Annotated in this window: 17 protein-coding genes; 10 read left to right on the top strand and 7 right to left on the bottom strand. The window is 74.6% G+C overall.

What is annotated here, in order from left to right; translation table 11 throughout:
* Nucleotides 1-87 precede the first annotated feature (87 nt).
* The 3 genes from O2W16_RS17485 to O2W16_RS17475 form a co-directional block, all read right to left on the bottom strand.
* Nucleotides 88-5,919: a DUF4011 domain-containing protein gene (locus tag O2W16_RS17485; RefSeq protein WP_269160096.1), complete on the bottom strand. Its 5,832-nt coding sequence runs from the start codon at nucleotides 5,917-5,919 to the stop codon at nucleotides 88-90.
* Nucleotides 5,920-6,060: 141 nt separating this feature from the next.
* Nucleotides 6,061-6,225: a hypothetical protein gene (locus O2W16_RS17480; protein ID WP_269160095.1), complete on the bottom strand. Its 165-nt coding sequence runs from the start codon at nucleotides 6,223-6,225 to the stop codon at nucleotides 6,061-6,063.
* A 28-nt stretch (nucleotides 6,226-6,253) separates the two neighbouring features.
* Nucleotides 6,254-6,490, bottom strand: coding sequence for a hypothetical protein (locus O2W16_RS17475; protein WP_269160094.1), 237 nt, complete (start codon nucleotides 6,488-6,490; stop codon nucleotides 6,254-6,256).
* A 28-nt stretch (nucleotides 6,491-6,518) separates the two neighbouring features.
* Between O2W16_RS17475 and O2W16_RS17470 the strand changes: the two genes are divergently transcribed.
* The gene (locus tag O2W16_RS17470) at nucleotides 6,519-6,725 is read left to right on the top strand and encodes a CopG family transcriptional regulator (RefSeq protein WP_036337326.1); all 207 of its coding nucleotides are present in this window, start codon (nucleotides 6,519-6,521) and stop codon (nucleotides 6,723-6,725) included.
* Nucleotides 6,722-7,093 carry a type II toxin-antitoxin system death-on-curing family toxin gene (locus O2W16_RS17465; RefSeq protein ID WP_269160093.1) on the top strand — a complete coding sequence of 124 codons (372 nt, stop codon included), beginning with the start codon at nucleotides 6,722-6,724 and terminating at the stop codon, nucleotides 7,091-7,093. The genes O2W16_RS17470 and O2W16_RS17465 overlap by 4 nt, the downstream gene beginning before the upstream one ends.
* A gap of 92 nt (nucleotides 7,094-7,185) precedes the next feature.
* On the opposite strand, the gene O2W16_RS17460 is transcribed toward O2W16_RS17465, so the two are convergent.
* Complete coding sequence (locus O2W16_RS17460) at nucleotides 7,186-8,601, bottom strand: ADP-ribosylglycohydrolase family protein (RefSeq protein ID WP_269160092.1); 1,416 nt, start codon at nucleotides 8,599-8,601, stop codon at nucleotides 7,186-7,188.
* Nucleotides 8,602-8,673: 72 nt separating this feature from the next.
* On the opposite strand from O2W16_RS17460, the gene O2W16_RS17455 reads away from it, so the two are divergent.
* A complete protein-coding gene (locus O2W16_RS17455; RefSeq protein WP_269160091.1) occupies nucleotides 8,674-9,801 on the top strand; it encodes an NUDIX hydrolase in 1,128 nt (375 codons plus the stop codon).
* A 23-nt stretch (nucleotides 9,802-9,824) separates the two neighbouring features.
* On the opposite strand, the gene O2W16_RS17450 is transcribed toward O2W16_RS17455, so the two are convergent.
* Nucleotides 9,825-14,390 (bottom strand): cation-translocating P-type ATPase, encoded by a 4,566-nt coding sequence (locus O2W16_RS17450; RefSeq protein ID WP_269160090.1) that lies wholly within the window; start codon nucleotides 14,388-14,390, stop codon nucleotides 9,825-9,827.
* Between O2W16_RS17450 and O2W16_RS17445 the strand changes: the two genes are divergently transcribed.
* Complete coding sequence (locus O2W16_RS17445; RefSeq protein WP_269160089.1) at nucleotides 14,389-14,583, top strand: hypothetical protein; 195 nt, start codon at nucleotides 14,389-14,391, stop codon at nucleotides 14,581-14,583. The genes O2W16_RS17450 and O2W16_RS17445 overlap by 2 nt on opposite strands.
* 50 nt (nucleotides 14,584-14,633) lie before the next feature.
* Here the strand turns inward: O2W16_RS17445 and O2W16_RS17440 are convergent, their stop codons facing one another.
* Complete coding sequence (locus O2W16_RS17440) at nucleotides 14,634-15,182, bottom strand: DUF6328 family protein (protein WP_269160088.1); 549 nt, start codon at nucleotides 15,180-15,182, stop codon at nucleotides 14,634-14,636.
* Nucleotides 15,183-15,289: 107 nt separating this feature from the next.
* On the opposite strand from O2W16_RS17440, the gene O2W16_RS21615 reads away from it, so the two are divergent.
* The 6 genes from O2W16_RS21615 to O2W16_RS17410 all read left to right on the top strand — a co-directional run bounded on the left by O2W16_RS21615 (nucleotide 15,290) and on the right by O2W16_RS17410 (nucleotide 20,581).
* Nucleotides 15,290-15,805, top strand: coding sequence for a type II toxin-antitoxin system Phd/YefM family antitoxin (locus O2W16_RS21615; RefSeq protein ID WP_331253767.1), 516 nt, complete (start codon nucleotides 15,290-15,292; stop codon nucleotides 15,803-15,805).
* Nucleotides 15,805-16,236: a type II toxin-antitoxin system VapC family toxin gene (locus tag O2W16_RS17430; RefSeq protein ID WP_269160087.1), complete on the top strand. Its 432-nt coding sequence runs from the start codon at nucleotides 15,805-15,807 to the stop codon at nucleotides 16,234-16,236. Before O2W16_RS21615 ends, O2W16_RS17430 begins: the two co-directional genes overlap by 1 nt.
* A 165-nt stretch (nucleotides 16,237-16,401) precedes the next feature.
* A complete protein-coding gene (locus tag O2W16_RS17425) occupies nucleotides 16,402-16,941 on the top strand; it encodes a hypothetical protein (RefSeq protein ID WP_269160086.1) in 540 nt (179 codons plus the stop codon).
* Entirely contained in the window at nucleotides 16,938-18,233 is a 1,296-nt protein-coding gene (locus tag O2W16_RS17420; protein ID WP_269160085.1) for an exonuclease domain-containing protein, read from the top strand. Before O2W16_RS17425 ends, O2W16_RS17420 begins: the two co-directional genes overlap by 4 nt.
* Before the next feature lie 13 nt (nucleotides 18,234-18,246).
* The gene (locus O2W16_RS17415) at nucleotides 18,247-19,893 is read left to right on the top strand and encodes an NERD domain-containing protein (RefSeq protein WP_269160084.1); all 1,647 of its coding nucleotides are present in this window, start codon (nucleotides 18,247-18,249) and stop codon (nucleotides 19,891-19,893) included.
* 196 nt (nucleotides 19,894-20,089) lie between these two features.
* Nucleotides 20,090-20,581 (top strand): hypothetical protein, encoded by a 492-nt coding sequence (locus O2W16_RS17410; protein WP_269160083.1) that lies wholly within the window; start codon nucleotides 20,090-20,092, stop codon nucleotides 20,579-20,581.
* Nucleotides 20,582-20,840: 259 nt separating this feature from the next.
* On the opposite strand, the gene O2W16_RS17405 is transcribed toward O2W16_RS17410, so the two are convergent.
* Nucleotides 20,841-21,551, bottom strand: a complete 711-nt coding sequence (locus tag O2W16_RS17405) for an endonuclease/exonuclease/phosphatase family protein (protein ID WP_269160082.1) — start codon at nucleotides 21,549-21,551, stop codon at nucleotides 20,841-20,843.
* Between the last annotated feature and the right edge of the window lie 20 nt (nucleotides 21,552-21,571).

The raw sequence follows: 21,571 nt of genomic DNA, 5'->3' as shown, positions 1-21,571 counted from the left end.
AGCTGGATCTGGCGGTCACTACCTGCCCCGTGATTGCCCCAGCGAGGGCAACCTGCCGGGTGACCTCGTCTTGTCCGACCACCGGGGTCATCGGGAGCCGGAGATCACCAGACCGGAAGCCGCCTCCGTCAGCTGACCGGCGTCCACCGCAGCCGACAATGCCGCCTCCAGGACGGCGACCTGGGCTGGCGTGCGGCGGCGGTAGCCGAACACCTCCAGCGTCTGCGCGAAGAGCTCGTCCTTCGTCATCCCAGCACTGGCCCGGCAAAGCGCGACCATCGCGTTGCCGGTCTCCTCCGGCGCCACCTGCTCCATCGGCCTGGTCGCCTCCGGGTCACGGCGGAAACCGATCCACGACGACCGGTCCAGCCCGGCGGGCCACACGAAGTCACCGACCCGAACCGACGCGGGGACCAGCGCCGTCAGGGCGTCCTTACGTGCCTGCGCCACCCGGCCCAGACCGAACGCGCCGGCCGCGAGCCGGGTCAGCCGGTCGAGGTGAATCGGCCCCTCGGCGTCAGCGCCGGCCTGCAGCACCCGCCCCACCCGCTCGGCCATCCGCCGGTTGCCCAGCTGGTCGAGCAGGCTGCGCTCACCTGCTGGCTCCGGCGTCCACGGCGTGAACGGCTCCTCGCCGTCCAGCACCGTCCCCGGCGACTCGACCGGCTCCGGCGCAGCCGCTGACGTGGGCGCCGGCTCGGGCGCCACTGCCTGAACGGGAAGCGGCTCTACCGGGGGCGGAGGAGCGGCGGGGGCCTGGGCAGCGGCGACCAGCCGGTCGACCACGGCGGCAGAGTCGGCGAGCCAGGCCGGGAGCCACACCCGCTCCACCGCCGGCCAGCGCAGCATGCCGCCGAGCACCTCCACCGGCAGCCCGTCGCGGTCGCCGACCGTCCGCCGCCGCGCCCACGCCGGGCCGTCGAGCAGCACCGCCAGCACCGGCACGTCGGGCGCCGAGGCCAGCGACACGGCCAGGTCCACCTTGAACTCCGACAGCCCCACGTCGGTCCGCACGACCAGTCCACGAGCACGCAGCGCGGCGGCGACGGAGTCCCGGTGCCGGTCGGGCAGCGAGGCGAACCGCGCGTCCCGCGGCAACGCGTCGGTGCCGTGCGCCGCCAGGTCCAGGTACGCACGCAGGTGCTTGATCCCCACCGACGACGTCTGCTCCGCCCGCAGGTCGGCCGGGTCGAAGGAGGAGAACACCACCACCTGCCGCCGGGCGCGGGTGATCGCCACGTTCAGCCGTCGCTCACCCCCCACCTTGTTCAGCGGCCCGAAGTTCAGCGGCAGCTGGCCCCGGTCGTTGGCGCTGAACGCGGTCGAGAACAGCACGACGTCCCGTTCGTCGCCCTGTACGTTCTCCAGGTTCTTGACGAACAGGCCCTCACCGTCGGTGCGGTCCAGCGCCTCGACCAGCCGCTCGTCACAGGCGTCCCGCAGCAGTGCATCGATCAGCGCCCGCTGCTGGGCGTTGAACGTCACCACGCCGATCGAGGGCGGCTCGTCGGCGGAGAGCGCGAACCGCCGGCGGATCTCCGCCACGATCGCCTCCGCCTCGACCGGGTTGGTGCGCAGCAGCTTGCCCGCCCCCGAGCGGTGGAACGTGCCGTCCACCCGCACCAGCGAGACACCCCGGCCGTCCGGGGCCGAGGAGGCCGGCCCGTGCACCGGCGCCGGGAACGAGGACAGCCGGTTCTCGTAGTACTGGCCGTTGCTGAAGGCGATCAGCGACTCGTCCTGGCTGCGGTAGTGCCACGACAGCCACTGCCGCGGCACCCGCGCCTGCACGCACTCCGAGAGGATCGACTCCTCGTCCTCCACCGCGGTGGCCAGGTCCTCGGGCAGCGCATCGTGGTCCATCGTCGGCTCGGCGAAGGACGTCGGCGGCATCTGCTTGCTGTCCCCGACGACGACCGCAGCGTTCGCCCGGCCCAACGCGCCGACCGCGTCGGCGACCCGGATCTGCGACGCCTCGTCGAACACCACCAGGTCGAACAGGCCGGCCCGGGCCGGGAAGAAGCGGGCCACCGAGTCGGGGCTGACCAGCACGCACGGCATGACGGCGGTGACCAGCTCGCCGTACTCGGCGATCAGCCCGCGCACGCCGAGCCCGCCGCGCTGCCGGTTCAGCTCCCGCTGCAGCGCACCCACCCGGCCACCGCGCGCGGTGACGTCGAACGACCGGGCCGCGACCACCGAGGCGGGCAGCGCCGCGGTCAGGTGCCGGCGCACCGCCCGGGACGCCGCCGTGAATCGAGTGATCGCCCGCTCGTGCACCGGCGCGTCGAAGACGGCCAGCCCGGTGGCCTCCTCCCGTTCGGTCATCGCGGCGCCGGCCAGCCCGAGCTCGAAAGAGCGGACGGCGTCGTCGGCCGGCACGTCACCGATGAGCAACGCAGCTCGGGCCTCAGCCAGCCCGGCTGAGCGCAGCGGCTCCACGGCGGCGACCAGGTCCAGCCACCGGCGCAGCGACGGCACCCCGGGCGCCGTGACCGCCCGCTCGGCGCGAGTCGCCTGCCACCGGGCGAACAACCCGTCGCTGCCCGCCCACGCCGCGAGCTGCTCGGGCGTCGACCGGCAGGCGGTCAGCAGCTGCTGCACCGCCTCCTCCGCGCGACCGACCGCCGCCGCGGCGGCCGGGTTGGTCGCCGGCCCCTGCGCCAGCAGCGCCCGCAGCGCCCCGGGAAAGCCGTCGCTGCCCTCGACCACCGCGCCGGCCAGCCGCAGCCAGTCGGCCTCCCGGTCGACCAGGCCGGGATCGGTCAATGGGTTCCACGTCGCCGGGACCTGCAGCCCGGGGATCGCCGCGGCACGGGCGGCCAGCGCCCGCGCCGTCGTCTGCGCGGCGAGCAGCGCCGCCGCCAGCGCCGGCACCGCCTTCGGGGTCACCTCGGCGGTCAGCACCGGAGCCAGCTGGTCGCGGACGGCGATCAGCCGCTTCTTGCGGCCGAAGAAGCCCGACTGCGCAGCGGCCTGCCCGGCGGCGGAGATCTCCGCCAGCGGCAGGTCCAGTGCCGCCGGCGTCGCCACGTCCAGGCCCGGGTGCTGCGCCGTGCGGAAGGCGGCGACGTCGGCCGACAATGCGGCCGTCTCGCTGCGCCAGCGTGCCGACCGGGTCTCGTCCAGCACCGCCAGGTCGACCGGCGGACCATCCAGCACCCGGGCCAGTCCGGCCAGATCAGCAGGCGTGCGCACCGCGGCCAGCACCGGCGTCAGCCGTGCGGACCCAAGCAACTCGGCGACGGCGGCATCGACCGCAGCAGCGGCGGACGCGGCGGCCGGCACGTCGACGTCGGCGACGTCCACGAAGCCCCACGGGTGGCCCGGCCGCGGCCGGGCCAGGTCGGCGACGTCCGGGAGCCCGGCCAGTGCGCGCCGCACCGCCGCCACGTCGTCGGCGATCAGCCCACCGACCGCAGCCGGCGAGACCGGCAGCGGCGGCACGGATTCACCCACGCTGAGCGCGCCGGTGTGCGCGCTGTACAGCGACAGGCCGGCGGCGTTCGGCTCGTGCAGCCGGGTGGCGTAGCGGGCCAGCGAGCGCCGGGCCGAGCGGAGGTCCTCGCCGTCGGCGGCCAGACCCTGCTCGTCGACCTGCACCGCGTGCTCCAGCGCCGCGCGGATCTGCGCTCGCACCACGGCCGGGCGGCTGCCCTTGTCGTGCAGGTCGAGCGCGAACGGGCCCATCCCGACCGCGTCCAGCCGTCGGGCGACGACGTCCAGCGCGGCGCGCTTCTCGGCGACGAACAGCACCCGCTTGCCGTCGGCGACCGCCCGGGCGAGCAGGTTGGTGATGGTCTGCGACTTGCCGGTCCCGGGCGGGCCTTCGAGCACGAACGTCCGGCCGGCGGCGGCCTCGGCGACCGCGGTCAGCTGCGAGGCGTCCGCCGGCACCGGCACGGCGGCCGCGAGCTCGTCGAGGTCGACCGAGCCGTCTTCGGCGACCGGGTCGTCGAACGGGTCGGTGGGGGAGTGCACCAGGTGGGCGACCAGCGGGTTCTCGCTCAGCGTCGCCCAGTGCTCGTCGAGGTCCTTCCACAGCCGGAACTTCGCGAACGCCAGGATCGCGAGGTCGGCGGTCGGCTCCACCCGGTACGGCAGCCCCTGCTCGACCAGCGCGACCCGCATCGCCTGCAGCGCCGCATCGAGGTCGATCCCGGCGCCGTCCTCGGTCGGCTCGGCCAGACCGGGCACGCTCAGCCCGTGCAGCTGGCGCAGCTTCTCCAGCAGGCAGTAGTTGGGCGTGCTGGTGCCGGACTCGTCCACGGTCAGCCGGTAGGCCCCCGACCGGGAATGGGCCTTCAGCACGACCGGCACCAGGATCAGCGGGGAGCGCAGCGGCCGGCCGTCCAGCTCCCAGGCCAGGCTGCCCAGCGCCAGGTACAGGTTGTTGGCGCCGGTCTCCTCCAGCACCGTCTTCGCCTTGTAGGCCAGCGCCCGCATCCGGGTCAGGTACGAGCTCTCCGGGACGTCGACGTACAGCCCCCGGCGGTCCAGCAGCAGCTCGGCCAGCAGCTCCGGGGGCAGCTCCCGGGCCGACCGCAGCCCCCGCTCGCGCTGCACGGCGGCCAGCTGGTCGCTGGGCAGCAGGGTCAGCGCCGTCCCGCCGTTGATCAGGTCCTCCAACGCACCCAGGTGCGCGTCGGGCACGGTCAGCGCGATCCCGGCGCGCGGTGTGTAGTTGATCAGCCGGTTGCGGAGGCTGAGGTCCAGCAGCGCGTTCTTCCACTGCGCGATCCGCGGCGGGGCGGTCTCCCGGGCCTCCTGCTCCGCCGCCGTCCCGGTGTCGGCCGGGCGGGCCGGGGTGCTGTGCACGGCCGGTCGGTACTCGACCACCTGCACGGTGCCGTCGGCGTCCCGGGTGCGGGCCGGCAGCGGGAGGACGCCGTCGCGCCGGGCGCGGTAGACGTCGACGACGCCGATCACCCGGTCGAGGTCGCCGGTGAGCCACGCGGCGTACGGCGGGCGGTGCAGCTCGTCGAAGCCGACCGGCTCGCTGCGGGTGGTGAGCATCGTCGTCTCCACCAGCCGGATCAGCCCCAGGTCGATCAGGTTCACCAGGCTGGCGACGTCGGTGGTCGCCGAGCTCTGCGCCGACAGCTCCTCACGCCAGTAGCCGAGGAAGGCGTGCCCCTCGACCAGCCACAGCAGCGGCCGGATGCCGGCCTGCTCCAGCGCGGCAGCCAGGACGACGACCAGGTCCAGGCAGGTGCCGACCCGCTCGTCGAGCACCTCGCCGGGCGTGCGCACCTTCTGCCCGACGTCGGCCCAGCTGGCCGGGGGTTCGCTGTACCGGACGGCGCGGGCCTGCACGGCGGTGCAGATCGCGGCGGCGATCGCGTCCACCCGTTGGGCGCCCGACTGGTAGCCCTGGATCGACGGGCTGCCGGTCTCCGTGCCCAGCACCTCGGCGGCCTCCGCGACCAGTGCCGGGATCGTGGGGTGGTTGGGCAGGACGTGGGCGGCGAGCATCTCCATCGCCAGCTCCAGGGGAGTGGCCAGCCACTGCGCGGCGGCCAGGAGCTGCACCGGCACGCGGGCCCGGCCGAGCACCTCGCCGTCCTTCTCCACCAGGACCGACAGCCAGCCGGGACGGCGCTCCTCGACCTGCAGCATCGCCGCCGGGTCCAGCCGCAGCCCCACGTCGGTGAGCACCGTGGTGTGCCCCGGGTCGATGTCGGCGAACAGCTCGACGGCCGCGCCGATCGGGCCCTCGGCGTCCCGGACGGCCACGTGCACGCTGGCGTGCCGTACCGGCTCGTCGTGCCCGGTCAGCACCAGCTGGGAGACGACGGCGATGCCGTTGTGCGCGAGCGCGTAGCTCAGGACGGGCACCGCCGTCACGTCGACGGTGACCCGCGGCCCCGGTGCCGCCCCGTCGATGGACGTCGGCTGGAGGTCCGCGGGGTCAGTCATGCGCCCTGTCTACCGGCCGGCGACGACGACTCCGGGTCAGGCTGTGGCGGCTGTGGCAGCTGGGGCGTCAGCGGACGAAGTCGATACGTCACACTGCGGCGGTGACGGCCACGGCGTGCTCACCTCGCGGCCGGCGCCGCGCTACTGCAGGACGGTGAGCACGAACGGGATGAGGAGCGCTGACAAGGCCACCATGAACAGGCTTCCGGCGACCGACAGGGCGATGTAGTTGTCGGGGGCACGCCAGGCGACCAGTCCGCCCGCGATGGAGGAGACGAGCAGCACTCCGAGCAGGAACCAGATCATCGGTACGTCTCTTCTCCAGGGTCTGCGGTCACGGGGCGTCGACGGGCGTGGCCAGCGGCGCCCGAGTGTGGGTCATCAGCTCGATGAGCTCCCGCACGGCTGCCCGCGTGCCGGCGATGTCGTCGGCGACCGGGCTGAGCCCGGCGCGCTCGCCCAGCCGCTCGGCGGCCGCGTCCAGCGCCCTCCACCGTGGTGGCCCCGGGGTCGACGTCCACGTGGACCTCGACGCCTCGTCGATTGGTCCGGCGGCGTCTCGCACGGCCATGGTGGTATCACTTCGGTACCATCGAGGGATGGCCATGACCCTGCGGACCGACGACGAACTCGAGCGCGCACTCACCGCGCTCGCGGAGGCGGAGGGCACCTCGCGCCAGGAGATCGTCCGGCGCGCCGTCCTGGAGCGGTACGAGCGAAGCGGCCACGCCGCGCGCGTTCAGGCGAGCTCGGGCCGCCTGATCGAGAAGTGGGGCGACGTGCTCGACCGGCTGGGCACGGTGTGAGCCAGGTCGAGCACCTCGAGCTCGACGACCTCCTGGCTCTCGTCCGGGCGCTGGGCACCGGCCCGGTGCGGGATGTGGGCCTGCTGGACTCCGCGGCTGCGCGGCCCCAGGCGACGGCTTTCGGAGAGCCGGCCTACCCGACGTTGTCGCTGCAGGCCGCCGCGCTCCTCCACTCACTGGTGGGCAACCATGCGCTCGTCGACGGGAACAAGCGACTGGGGTGGTTGGCCACAGTCGTCTTCCTCGACCTCAACGCCCACGAACCGGAGCTGAGCGACGACGCGGCCTTCCAGCTGGTCATGGACGTGGCGGCCGGCTCGGCCGAGGTCGAGGAGATCGCCGAGCGACTTCGGGTCAGGTCGCGCTGACCCGCCGCGGATGCCGGGCATGACGAGCGGGTCACCAGAGGGGCAGTTCCCACCTCGACCTTCGCCGCTCGTAGCCAGGCCGGTCGGCTGGCTCAGCCACTCGCTGCGCCGGTCGACCGGGGCAGGCGGTCCAGCGCGGCGGTGAAGCTGTCGTTCCAGAGGCCGAGGTGCGGCCACGCGTCCCGCACCCTGGCCGTCGCCTCCGCGGCCGACAGGCCCTCCGTCCGGCGCAGCCACGCCCGCAGCGCCAGCCCAGTGCGGGACGCCCCGCCGTGACAGTGCACGAGCAGCGGCCGCCCCTCGGCGCGCAGCGCTGCCATGTCGTCGAGGACGTCGGCCAGCACCGCGTCCACCTCGCTGTTCGCATCGTCGTCGGTCAGATACGCGAACCGCTGGACCTCGTGCCCGAACGGCTCCCCGGTGCGGCACAGCGAGACCACGGCGAAGTCAGGCGAGCTGTTCCGCGCGCCGTCCAGGTCAGCGGCCCACACACCCGGCAGCACCTCGCGCGGCTCGATCCGCGGGCTGCGAGCCGCGACGTGCCGGTTGGTCGGGCTGCCGTCCAGGGTCATGGCGAGGGCGTGCAGGTCGGCCAGGTCCCAGCGCTTGTCGGCGTGGCCCGGCACGCGGCCGTGGACGACGGAGGTCCACCGCATCGGGATGCCGGCGATGCCGAGCACAGCACCGGCCAGCCCGCCGGCGACGGCGGCCACCGTGTCGGTGTCACCACCGAGGTCGATCACCCGGCGCAGCACCGTGGCGAAGTCGCTCGCGCCACGCAGCGCCCACACCGCCGAGCCGAGCGTCGGCCACACCGCGCCGTTGCTCTCGGTCGCCTGGTCCGGAGTCCAGTCCGGTGCCAGCACGGTCGCCCAACGGCCGCGGTGCTCCGGCGTCACGAGCTCCAGCGTTGCGGGTATCGCGGCCAGCGGGTCGCCGCCGTCCAGCGCCACGCGCAGCAGCTCGTGGAAGACCGCGCAGCCCTCACCGGCCGACGGGTCGCCGTGGGTGAGGGCGGAGATCCGCCGGGCGGCGTCCATGGTGGCCCCGGTGCCGGACCCGGCGAACCAGATCGCGGCCGGCGTCGTCCGCATCAGCGAGCCGTTGCCGGCCGCGTGCCCGGAGCGGGCGACGTGCTCCGCCGCGGCGACGTCCCACGGCCGGCCGGAACCCAGGACGGCGCGGGTCTGGTTCCCGGCGTCCGGCGGGTCGGCGCGCAGCCAGGTGCGGAACCGGTCGAAGAGGTCGGCCTCGTCCAGACCGCCCCGCTCGACCAGGGACGCCGCCACGAGCAGCGCCATCTGGGTGTCGTCGGTGAACTCGCCCGGCTCCCGGTCCAGCGTTCCGCCGCCGCACATCTCGGTGGCGACCCCGCGCGCGTCGGTGGGGAAGCGGGCGGAGAACCGGCCGGCCGGGCCGAACTCGAACGGGGCACCGAGCGCATCGCCGACGGCGGAACCGATCAGCGCACCCGCGACGCGGTGGTCACGCGGCATGGGTCCGGACATCAGGCCTCCCTCCCGGTGGCACGGCGTGCAACCGCGTACGAGTCAGCCGCACACACGCCCTACGGTCAACGGGTGAGTGACCAGGGAGAGCAGGACCGTTCGTCGGCGCGCCACCGACGCCCGTCCGTCGCGGTGGACACCGCCGTCCTGACGGTGGACGTGGGGAGCGGAGCTCTCGGGGTCGTCCAGCACCGAGGCCCCGACGGCGGGGAGTGGGCGCTCCCCGGGACCTTTCTGCGCGAGGGCGAGACGCTGGCCGGCGCCGTCCTCCGCTCGCTGGCGGCGGAGGTGGGCCTCCGCGGGTCGCGCCCGCAGCAGCTGCACGTCTTCGAGGACCCCGAGCGCGACGACCGGGGCTGGGTCCTCTCCGTGGCGCACGTCGTCCTGCTGCTCGCCGAGGACGTCGATCCGGTGGTGGCCAGCCGGGACGACGTCCGGGTGGTGCCCGTGCACGACGCCGTCGGACAGCCGTTCGACCACGACGCGATCGTGCGCTTGGCCGTCGACCGGGTGCGGCAGGACTACGCGCTGCAGCCCGACCCCGCCGGCCTGCTCGGCGAGGCGTTCCCGCTCAAGAGCCTGCAGGCGCTGCACGACGCGGTGGCACCGCAGCCCGGGCCGGGGGAGAGCCGGCCGTCCATCGACACGTTCCGGCGGTACATGGTCGGCAAGGGGCTCATCCAGCCCACCGGGGAGTTCGCCCGCAAGGAACGTCCGGGCGCCATGGGCAAGCCGGCCGAGCTCTACCGCCGCGCGGGAGAGAGCCGGGACGGACTCGGCATCCGCCCGGTGCGGCAGGAACGGAACCGGGCCGAGCGGCCGGTGGACGACGCGGGTCCGGCCCGGGCCTTCGGGGAACTGGGCGCGCACAACGTGGCGCCGGCGATCCAGCGACTCGTGGAGGAGGTCGGCGCCCAGGTGCCGCTGACGCTCACGGTGATGCCGCACTACGTGGCCGTGCGGCGGGTGGGGGAGGAGCGGGTCGCTGCCTACGCCCGGCCGCAGACGCTCTCCGTCGGACTCGACCCGGACGACGCCGTGACGGTCACCGCCGACCACCCGGACTTCCGGCTCGAACGCACGTCAGCGGCGACGCATCATGTGCACGTGCCCGCTGCTGCCCTGCACGAGCCGGCGCACCGGCAGGCGGCCCGCGCGGCGCTGGAGCAGGCACTGGCCCGCATCACCGGCGCGCACTGAGCCTCGGGAAGCCGCCGGGCGACTCACGACGGGTGGCTGCGCCACCGGGCGATGACGCCCGGGACCAGTTCGGCGCCCGCGGCCCCGACGGCGGCCGACCCGAGCACCACCGACCACGAGACCGGGTCCAGCGGCGTGCAGCCGAAGAACCGGCTCACCCCAGGGGTCTGCACGATCCCCACGAGGACGCCGAGCGAGCCGGCCACGGTGACCAGGACCAGCGGGCTGCGCCGGCCCGACCACGCGGTCTGCGCCAGCTGGGTGGTGATCAGCGCGGCCAGACCCATCGTGCTGGCCCGGCCGGGCAGCGGCCAGGTCAACCGGCCGACGACCCAGGCGCCGGTGGCGCCGGCCGTCGTCGCCGCTCCACGGACCAGCACCATGTGCCGGACCGCGTCGGTGAACCCGCGGTGGGGACCGGCCCGCAGCACGGCGGCGAGCGGGTGCCCGGCGAGCGGGCCGTCGTCGTCCCCGGCCGGGACGTGCCGCGGCGCGGCGACCGCGACGGCCAGCGCCGGGAACATGTCGGTGAGCAGGTTGACGAGCAGCAGCTGGCGAGTGCCCAGCGGCGCCCGCCCCCCGACGGCGGTGCCGAGCACGGTGAACGCCACCTCGCCGGCGTTGCCGCCGACGAGGATCGACACCGCGTCGCGGACGCGGGACCACATCGCCCGGCCCTCGGCGATCGCGTCGACCAGCCGGGTGAGGTCCAGGTCGGTGAGCACCAGATCGGCAGCGGCCCGGGCGGCCGGCGACTCCGCGCCCTCGACCCCGACGCCAACGTCGGCCAGCCGGATCGCCGCGGCGTCGTTCACCCCGTCGCCGGTCATCGCGAGTGTCGCCCCGGCCCGGCGCAGCGCGGCCACCAGGGTGACCTTCTGCTCGGGCGAGAGCCGGGCGAACACGGCCGTCTCGCGGACGATCCGGGCCCGCTCGGTGTCCGACGCCCGGGCCAGCTGAGCGCCGGTGACCACTCGGTCGGCGTCGGGGACGCCGGCCTCGGCGGCGATGGCGCTGGCGGTCCCCGGGTGGTCACCGGTGGCGACCACCACCCGGACGCCGGCGGCCCGTAGCTGCTCCACGGCGCGCACCGAGGACTCGCGCAGTGTGTCGGCCAGCCCGATGAACCCGCGCAAGGTCAGCCGGTCGGCCGCCTCGTCGAGGTCCTCGGGCAGGCCGTCGACCCCGCGGTCGGCGACGGCGAGCACCCGCAGCCCGTCGCCGGCCAGCTGCCGGACGCGGTCGCGCACCTGCGGGTCGTCGGCGCAGCGGCGGAGCACCACCTCGGGGGCGCCCTTGACCACCAGCCGGCCGTCCCGGACGGCGGCGGAGAAGCCACGGCTCGCGGTGAAGGCCAGCGCCTCGTCCGGCGCGCCGTCGTGGCCCAGACCGCGCTCGGTGGCGGCCGCCACGACCGCGCGGTCGGTCTCGTGCGCCTGGTCGTCGCCGTTGCCCATGCCCGCGGCGGCCAGCCGGAGCAGCTTCGGTTCGGCGGCCTCGTCGTCGGAACCGTCGGTACCGCCGTCCGGACCGACGGGGACGAGCCGCGCGACGCGCAGGCGGTTCTCCGTCAGCGTGCCGGTCTTGTCGAAGCAGACGGTGTCGACGCGGCCGAGCGCCTCCAGCACTCGGGCGCTGCGCACCACCGCACCACGCCGGGACAGCCGCCGGGCCGCGGCCTGCTGGGCGACCGTGGCGACCAGCGGCAGCCCTTCGGGGACCGCGGCCACCGCAATGGCCACCCCTGCGGCCACCGACTCGCGGAGCGGGCGGCGCCACAGCAGGCCCAGCGCGGTGACGGCCGCGCCACCGGCGAGGGTGAGCGGCAGGACGGCGCGGGTGAGCTCGGCCAGCCTGGCCTGCACGCCGGCCGGCGGGGCCGCGCCCCCGGCGGCGCGCGCGGCCCGGCCGGCCTGCGTGGCCTGACCGACGGCGACGACGACGGCCCTGCCGCGGCCGGCCACCACCGTGGTCCCGTCGAAGAGCATGCAGCTGCGGTCGGCGACCTCGGCCCCCGGAGTCGGGGCCACCGACTTGGCGACCGACAGCGACTCGCCGGTGAGCCCGGATTCGTCGACCTCCAGGTCCTCGACCTCGAGCAGCCGGGCGTCGGCGGCGACGACGTCGCCGGGTTCGACGAGGACGACGTCGCCGACGCGCAACGCGGTCGCGGGCACCTCCTCGCTCCCGCCGTCGATCTCCCGGCGTGCGCAGTGGCCCTGGTCGAGCAGCAGCGCTTCCAGGGCGGTCTCGGCGCGCAGCCGCTGCAGGCCGCTGACGACGGCGTTGATCCCGGTGACGCTGCCGACCAGGAACGCGTCGGTGGCCTCACCGAGGACCGCGGTCGCCGCCGCGCCGGTGGCCAGCACCGGAGTCAGCGGATCGGCGAGCTCGGCGGAGACCGTGCGGGCGAACCGGGCCGGTGTCCGGACCGCGGGCACCTCGGCCACCCGGCGGGCTGCGGCGGGCACGCGGCCGGGCCGGTGCTCGGGCTCCCTGGGCAGGTCGGCCAGGCGGCGCAGGACCTCTCCGGGTTCCAGCGCGTGCCAGGGGGTGTGCGCGGTCGGTGCCGGGACGGGGCGGCCGGCGGCACGCACGGCGACCCAGCTCCCGGTGGTCATCGTCGTGACGGTCGCCCACTTGCCCGGCGTCGTGGCCCGGCGCTGGCCGTAGCGGGCGCTGCCGACAGCGGCGAGCAGGCCGCCGAGGACGTTGCCGGTCAGCGCGGTGCCGGCCGCGCGCCGGCTGACCGCCTTCGCATCGGGAACGGCGGCGACGATGCGGCAGGCGTCGGCCAGCCCGGGAGCGGTGACCAGGTCGGCGCCCCAGGCCGGGCCCCGGCCCTCGAGAACCGGGGCGACCGCGATGTCGGAGGCCAGCAGTGCCGGGCCGTCCGCCGCGGACACCAGCAGGACGCCGCGCCCGTCGGACTGCAGCCGCCGGACCGTGTCGACCAGGCCCTCCTCGGCGGAGGTCACGTCGTCGGCCAGGCCGGCGATCTCCCGCGTGCCGACGTGCCGGGAGAGGACGAGCCGGAGGCCGGCGTCGGCGGCGGTGGTGAGCAGCGACTCGGCGTGCGGGTCGAGCTCGGGGGCGACCATGGCGGTGCCGACCCGGCGGCGGCCCTTCAGGAGCGAGCGGACCTCGCCGCCCGGTGCGTCGGATGGCGTACGTGGTGGGCCGAGTCGGAGCCGGCCGGTGCCGTTCCCAGCAGCAGCGTCGGCATCGTCGTCGGCGAGCAGGCGGGCGGCGGCCGACCAGACGTCGGCGTCCTCCCATCCATCGGCCTCGGCAGTGGCCTCCACGACCGTCGGCGGTCCGGTGCACAGCGTCCGGCCGTCGACGACGACGGTGTCGATGCGGTCGAGCCGGCGGTAGGCCGAGCCGTCCATCGGAAGGATGCCGCGGCGGGACAGCAGGAGGTCCAGGACGGCGGCGAAGGACTCCCGGCCCTGGACGGCGGCCTTCGGCGTGAGGGCCTTGAGCAGGTCGGCGGAACGGCCGGGGCGGCGGGTGAGCGCGACCAGACCGAGCGCCGAAGCGAGTTCGGTGGGCGCCAGTCGTTCGCGGTAGGTCTCGATCGGGCCGGTCGGCAAGGATCCCGGTCGCGGGCCGGGCGGCTGCTCCGGCGCGGCGTCGTCGGGCTCGGGTCGGCAGAGCTCCCGCTCGCGGCGCCGCCAGACCTGGCGGCGCGCGCGCATCTCCAGGGCCCGCTGGATCGCGGCGGCGGCATTGAGCGCCGGCACGGTGGGGCTCTGGGTGAGGGCGTGCAGCAGCGCGCCGGTGCCTTCGAAGACCAGGTCGGTGCCGACCGGTCCGACGCGGTCGGAGACCGCCCGCTTGAGCCACTGCTGGGTGTCCAGCAGCGCCATGAGCAGGGTGGCGTGCCGGTGCACCGCGGGGATCGGCAGCACCTTGGCGGCGGCGGCCACGCCGACGGCAGCGGTGTCGACGGCCGCGGCGAGGACGGCGGCCAGCAGCGGCTCGAGGTCGGCCGGGTGGTCCGGGCGCTGCGGGAAGACCCCCGTGGCGCCGCGGGCCTGCTCGATCTCGGTGACCACGCCGACCACGTCGTCGACGGTGACCCGGCGGGCGTCGACGGCGACCAGCACCCGGCCGACGACGTCGTTGACCGTGGCCCACTCGACGCCCTCGAGCCGCTCCAGCTGGCGGCGCAGGGCGGTGCGGGCCTCGGGAGCCTCGTCGTCGGCGGGCGCCTCGACCTCGATCTGGAGGCGGTCGCGGTCACCCCAGACCCGTCGCGTGCGGCGGGCGAGCGGCGGCTCGACCATGCCCTTCGCCGCGTCGACCAGGTCGTGCAGGTGGCCGCCGGGGAAGGGGTCGGCCCCGGTGACCAGGGTGCCGACCGCCCGGGTGCCGGAGACGGCGGCGTCCCTCGCGAGGTGGATGGAGCCGGTGGCCACGGTGGCCCCTGCTCTGGCGACCCGGGAGGTGACCGAGGCCGTCTCGCCCAGCAGGCCGGCACCGACGACCACCGGCACGGCGGCCAGCGCCGCGGCGCCGGTGGCGAGGCGCGTGGCCTCGCGCGCGGCGCTGCCGGCCCACGCGATCGGGCGGAGCAGCGCCATGGGAACCCCCGGTGTGACGACAGTCACCAAACGGTACGTCGTCGGCCGGCCCTTCGTGTCGGTGTGGTTCGGTCGGCCGATCCCGACAGTCGCGTCAGCGGGGTCCGCTACCGCGCTGGACGAGCCGGCCGCGCAGCCTGCGGTGATCGACGCGCTTGAGCGCGCGCTGGTCCGCGCCGCCGGGGCCGGCTGAGGCCCGGCCCGGGTGCGGACCCGGTCGCTGCAGCGATCCCAACAGGCAGGTCAGGTGGCGCTGTCCTCGTTCCCGGTGGCGTTGTCCAGCGAGTTCTGCGGGTTGCGCATCCGCGTCCAGACGGGAACCACGATCCACCACAAGAGCAGCAGCGCAGCGACGACTCCAGTGATCCACCAGGCCCGCGTCCGGCCGAAGAGCAGGTCGATCACCAGGAGGATCGCGGAGGCGATCGCGACTGCGAGGACGGCCAGCCCGGCCAACGCCGACCAGTTGCTGCGCCGCAGCAAGGACTCCTTGTCCTGCTGGCGGAACAACAGCCGGTGTTGCGCGGCCGGGGCGATGAGCAGCCCGGTGGCGACCGCAGCCGCCACGAGGGTCGTGAAGTAGACCTCCTGCTGGAACTCCGACATCTGGGTCGCCCGCGCTTGGAACGGGACGATCAGCAGGAAGGCGAAGAGGAACTGGACGCCGGGAAGGGCCACCCGGAGTTCCTGGAGCAGCTCCATCAACTCGCGGTCGACCCGTTCTTTGCGGGTCTCCCCGCCGGTGGCATCGTGCCGGCGGCGCAACCGGCGCTCGGCCCCTTCCTCGGTCATCCTGCGGCTCCCTTCCGCTCGTTGTTCGCTTCTCCCGGGGTCGTGCCCGGACCGATCGGAGGGACGACTGGCCGATCGTCAGTGGATCATCATCCCGGCCGCGAACTGTGACAGCCGGGTGGCGTCACGCGCCGGTCGGACACCGCGCCGCGTCGCACAGCTGCCGAGGTCGGCTGCGTCCCTGCGGCGGGCTGCTGGGCGTCCGCCGAGGCGCTGTGCCAGTCCCCGAGCGCCGGGTCGGAGTTGGGGGCGGCCTCCAGGCGGCCCGCATCTGCAAAGGCAGGGCCCCCGCTTGCCCCGCGAACGCTCCCGACCTACCTTCTGTACATGTCAGCTGTACATCCGAGGTCGTCGTGACCGAGCCGGGCGACCCGGACCTGCGCTCCGTGAGTGTCGCCGAGGCTCGTGCGCGCTTCAGCGAACTGCTCGATGCCGCCGAGGCGGGGGAGACTGTGGTGATCACGCGGCGCGGCGAGCCGGTGGCCGAGCTCCGGGGGCGCGCCCGGTCGCCCCGGACGGGTGCGCGTGACCTCAGCTGGCTGGCCGAGGAGGCCGCGAAGATCTCCTACAGCCCCGTCGACTCCGGCGAACTGGTCCGCGGGATGCGCGACGAGCGCTACTGATGTTCTACCTGGACACCAGCGTGCTCATCGCCCTGGTCACGGCGGAGCCGCGCAGTGCGGCGCTGCGCGGCTGGGCAGAAGCCGTGGACGACGTCTTCGTGACGTCCGACTGGTCGCTGACCGAGGTGGCATCGGGCCTGTCGATCAAGCAACGCACCGGTGCGCTGACCGCGGGGGAGCGGGCGGTCGTCGAGCGGGCGCTGGCCCGTTTCCTGGCGGAGAACGTCGAGGTCGTCGGGGTGCACCGCGTCGACTACCGCACCGCCGCCCGGCTGTCGGCTCAGCCCACACCCCCGCTGCGCGCCGGGGATGCCCTGCACCTCGCCGTGGCGGCCCGGCACGGCGCCGTGCTGCACACGCTGGACGACCAGCAGGCAGCCGGGGCACGGGCGCACGACATCGGCGCGGTGGTCCCGGTGCCGCGGATCTAGCGGCCGGCGGGCCGACCGGCGGGGGTGGGATGTCGACCGCGACGCCGGTCAGCCAGTGACCGCTGGGACTGGTGAGCCCGGTGGGACGACGTCGTTCCGTGGACACCGTCTCCTGTCGTTGCGCCGTGCCATGGTCCGCCTCGTTGCACCGAGAGCGGGGGACGCATGAGCGGGATCATCGTGGTCGATCAGCCGACCGACGAGCGAGTGGCCATCTGGCAGGTGAGCGTCGGTGACGGCCTCGAGTCGACGATGGCGGGCGCCTGGGTCCTCCCGGCAGACGACGAGCGGATCGACGGGCTGGTGCGCGGACGCCTCCTGGTGACCACCGAGCCGGCCGCCGGGCGGTTCGGCGCCGGAGCCGACCCCGCGGCTCTGGCGACGGCGATCCGCCAGGAGATCGCCGACCTGGACCGGGCCTTCGCCGGGCACCTGGCGTCGCTCCCGTCGGCCCGCCGGAGCCTCGTCCGTCCGCGGTGGCCCTCCGTCCCCGATGCGGCGACCCCCGAGGCCGCCGGCGATCCGCTGGCCTCGCGGGCGCTCACCCTGGCCCGCTGGGTCTCCGACCTGCTGACCGCGTGGGACGAGGTGGAGAGCCAGCGGCTCACCCGGCCGTTCCTGCTGTCCTCCGGCGGTGAGACCGCCCGCGAGCACCCGCCCGGCTGGCCGGCCGCGCCGGGGACGACGCAGGAGGAGGCAGCGTGAGCGTCGCCGTCCTGGACCTGGAGACCACCGGCTTGCGCCCCGGCGTCGACCGGGTGGTCGAGGTGGGCGTCGTCCTGCTCGACGACCGCGGTGAGGTGGAGGGCGAGTTCTGCACCCTGGTCAACCCCGGCCGCGACGTCGGGCCCACCTCGGTGCACGGCATCTCCGCCCGCGACGTCGCCGACGCCCCGGCCTTCGCCGACATCGCCGGCTACCTCAGCCACCTGCTGGCCGGCCGGCTCCTCGTCGCGCACAACGCCCTGTTCGACCTGCGGTTCCTGGGCCGTGAGTTCGGCCGCGCCGGCCTGCCGATCGCGCTGTCGCCGTCGCTGTGCACCATGCGCCTGGCGCCGCTGTTCTTTGGCGCGGGCACCCGCTCCCTGCAGGCGCTGTGCGACTACATGTCCATCCCGTTGGAGGCACACGCCGCGCTGAACGACGCCCGCGCGACCGCCGAGCTGCTGATCCGGATGCTCGCCTCCGACCTGGGCACCGAACCGCTGATCGGCGCCGGCCTGGCCGTCCGGTTCGCCGCCGACGGCGGCTACGAGGGCTTCGAGCCGCTCGACGCCGTCTGGGCCGATCTCGTCGCCCGGGCGGTCGAACCCGGCCCGTGCGCGCCCTGCGATCCCTGCCCCTCGGTGCCCCGGGACGCGGCCACCGCGCGGTCCCGCCGACGGGACGGCTACCTCGGCGGGCTCGTCGCGGCGCTGCCCGCGCTGGACGGGGCACCGCCGAGCATGGCGCCGTACCTGACCGTGCTGGACGAGGCGCTCGAGGACCGGCTGGTCAGCATCACCGAGGCCGACCAGCTGTTCTCCCTCGCCGCCGAGCTCGGCTGCGGGGCGGACCACGTGCGGGCCGCGCACCGCCTCTACCTCGACGCGCTGGCCACCACGGCGCTGGCCGACGACATCGTCACCGACGCCGAGCTGGCCGACCTGCGGCGCGTCGCCGAGCTGCTGGGCATGGAGAGCCGGGACGTCGACGTCGCGCTGACCATGGTCCGCTCCGGCGCGAAGGTCTCCCTGCCGCGCCGGCCCGGGCTGTTCTCCCCGGGCGACAAGATCGTGTTCACCGGCGAGATGTCCCGCAGCCGCGCCGACCTCGAGCAGGCCGCCCGGGACGCCGGCCTGCAGCCGATGTCCTCGGTGTCGGGCAAGACCAGCCTGCTGGTGTGCGCCGACCCGGACTCCCAGTCGGGCAAGGCCCGGAAGGCCCGCAGCCTCGGGGTGCGGGTGATCGGGGAGGCGGTCTTCTGGGAGTCGCTGTCCCTGGCGGGCACCCGGTGAGCAGCAGGCCTGCGTGACCGCGCGCGTGTTCCCGGCGGAGCCGACCTTCGAGTCAGCCGCCGAGCAGTCGTTCGTCCAGGCGCTGCGCGACCAGTTGCCCGACGACGCCGTCCTGTTCTGCAACCTGCGCTTCACCGACCGGTCCGGGGACCGCGAGGCCGACGTCGTCGTCGCGTGGCCAGGCGTCGGCGTCGCGGTGATCGAGGTCAAGGGCGGCAGCGTCTCGCTGCGCGAGGGCCAGTGGTGGCAGACCGGCGGGAAGAGCAAGGCGATCCACCCGGTCGAGCAGGCGCTCAAGTGCAAGTACGCCTTGCGTGACTTCCTGTACCGGCACCCGCGGTGGTCCCGGGGCAACCCGCGGTCCAACCACTTCGTCGCGCTGCCGACGACCGTGCTGCCCGCCGACTTCGCGGCTCCGGACGCGCCACGCTGGCTGGTCATCGACAGCACGGAGACCGCCCACGCGGCCGGCCGGATCTCCTCGGCGCTGCGCCGCACGGAGGAGGTGCACGACGCGCCGACGCCGGACGACGTCGAGCTGCTGGTCGACTGCCTGGCCGGGACGGCGATCCCGCAGGCCGACCTGGTCGCCGACCTGGCCGAGCGGGAGGCCGCCTGCGACCTGCTCACCCACGCGCAGGCGAAGGTGCTCGACTACCTGAGCAGCAACCCGAGGGTGGAGATCCGTGGCGGCGCCGGCTCGGGCAAGACCTGGCTGGCGATCGAGAAGGCCCGGCGGCTCACCGCGGACGGCCAGCGGGTCGCGTTGATGTGCTACTCCCGCGGCCTCGCCGAGTACCTGCGGCGGCGCGTGCTGACCCTCCCGGCGCGGCAGCGACCGGCGTACGTGGGCACGTTCCACAACCTCGGGATCAGCTGGGGCGTGGCACCCGGCTCCGATGACGACAGCTCGTACTGGGAGCAGCAGCTGCCCGAGACGATGGCCTCACTGGCGGAGGGGCTGCCGGCGGAGGAACGGTTCGACGCCATCGTGATCGACGAGGCGCAGGACTTCGCCGAGTCGTGGTGGCCCGCCGTCCTGGCGGCGCTGCGGCGCCCGGACGACGGCTGCCTGTACGTGTTCTCCGACGAGGGGCAGCGGGTGTTCGCCCGGCAGGGCCGGCCGACGGTGCCGCTGGTGCCGATCGAGCTGCCGGAGAACCTGCGCAACACCAAGCAGATCGCCGGCACCTTCTCCAGCCTCGCGCCGGCGCAGATGCGGATCCGGGGCGGCAGCGGCGTCCCGGTGCGGTTCCTCCCGTGCGCGGCGGAGGACGCGATCAGCGTCGCCGACGACGCAGCCGACGCGCTGCTCGACGAGGGCTGGCCGCCGGACTCGCTGGCGCTGCTGACGACGTACAGCCGGCATCCGGTCCAGGTCGAGCGGCAGGCCGCCGGTCAGGACGCGTACTGGGCGACCTACTGGGACGACGACGACCTCTTCTACGGGCACGTGCTCGGCTTCAAGGGGCTGGAGCGGCCGGCCGTCGTCCTTGCGGTGAACGGCTTCCGGAGCGAGGAGCGGGCACGGGAGATGTTGTACGTCGGGCTCTCCCGGGCCCGTGACCTGCTCGTCGTCTGCGGTGACCTCGAGCTGATCGGTCGGGTCGGCGGTGAGGCCGTCGTCCGTCGGCTGACCGCGGGGAACGAGAGACGGTGATCCGTCGCCTTCGCGACCCAGGGGCGGTTGCCGGGACGCCGAGCCGTGGGTGCGGATCCACCGTCGGACTCCGGTGCCGGGGCCTCCGCAGGCAGGCACTTCGATCGGGTGACGCACCGCGATAGACGCCGCTGCGCGCCAGGAATGTCAGACCTCTCCGGATGATCAACCTGAATCCACGACCGGGAGTGATCGCATGAGCACGGAGAACGTCCCGCTGTACCGGACCGAGACCGGCGGACGTCGGCACATCAGGGAATGCCCGCATCTCCTCGGCAAGACGGTCGTCGAGGCGCGCGATGCCGACGGCGAGGTGTGCACGATGTCTGCCCGTGAGCTCCGTGGGGAGGGGCGGCGCTACTTCGGCTCGCTCGACGAGGCGTTGCACGAGTTCGGTGCGGCGCGGGCCAACTGGCCGTTGATCGGCCAACATCTGGCGGACGTCGTGCACGACCAGGTCTGGATCGTGGCCAGCGGCTCCTACATCGCGCTGGGTCGTTCCGGCCGAGCCGTCGCCTGGGCCGGCAAGACCTACGTGAACCCGTCGGCCGAGCAGCTCATCGAGTTGCCCGACTACCGCCCCGGAGGCGGCGGTGGTCCCGAGGTCCACGACAGCTGGGGCGACACGTGCTCGGTGCACCACGTGCTGCGGTCCCGCAGCGGAGCCTGCGGTATGTGCTACGACTGACCGAGAGCTGGATTACGCGGCCGAGGCCACCGCGGCGCGCACGAGATCGGTGGTTCCTGGGGCGAGCTGGAGATCGACGGCACGTGGGGTGGTGCTCGATGTCGGGAGCCGCGCTCGGCGGTTCCGCGACAGGAGAGCGGGGGTCCACCACATCGAGTCGCCGGGCACTGGCTCGTGTGGCTCCGCTGGCCGAGGCCAGCATCGAGACCGACGCGTCGACTCTCGTGTGCGTCGGTCGAGCGGCCACTGCCGAGCGCGGCTACGCCGAGGGTTCGAAGGTGGCCGTCACAGGGACGTGGTCACTCCGACCGCTGCCCACCCATCCCGCGAATTCGCCCACCTCGACCTTCGCCGCGTCCGCCCATGCCACGGGCAGGAAGACGTGGTCGATGTGGAACGGCTGGTCCTGACGACGCTGGTGGAAGTACGTCGCCTCGACCGGCTCCTCGCCTAGCTCGAGCCCGCGGGCAACCCGGTAGGCGTCGACCAACCCCAGCTCGTGCAGGCGCCCTTCGATCCGGTCGTACCGGGACCGCGACGACGGGATGGGAGCGTTGAAGTCACCGGCCAGCACCGTCGGCTCGTCGGCGCTGAACTGCTCGATCCAGTCGACGGTGGCGTCGATCTGGGCGACATAGCCCGGCATCGCCCCCAGTTTCACCGGCCAGACGCCGACGAGCGTGAACGACGTCGGTCCGCTGACCCGCACCGGCAGCGCCCAGGCCGGCGACGACCCCGCCTCCTCGTGAACCGCCACCGTCCATGGCTCTCGGGCGAGGACGGCCAGCTCCTTCCAGCTCTCCGCCCACACCCGCCGACCCAGCCCGGTCACCGACCGGCCATCCGCCGTCCTCGGCCAGGCCTCCGGCGTCCGCGCCTCGCAGACGACGGCCACGTCGACGTCCAGGTCGAGCAGGTGCGGCAGGTTGGCGTCGAACCGCCCGCAGCAGTTCCAGGTACCGAGCTTCACTTGGTGATGAGAGCAGCCCT

The organism is Modestobacter sp. VKM Ac-2984, from assembly GCF_026967985.1.
Taxonomy (GTDB): Bacteria; Actinomycetota; Actinomycetes; order Mycobacteriales; family Geodermatophilaceae; genus Modestobacter.
The sequence above is the reverse complement of the archived record's forward strand: the minus strand, read 5'-3'. Positions and strand labels throughout refer to the sequence as shown.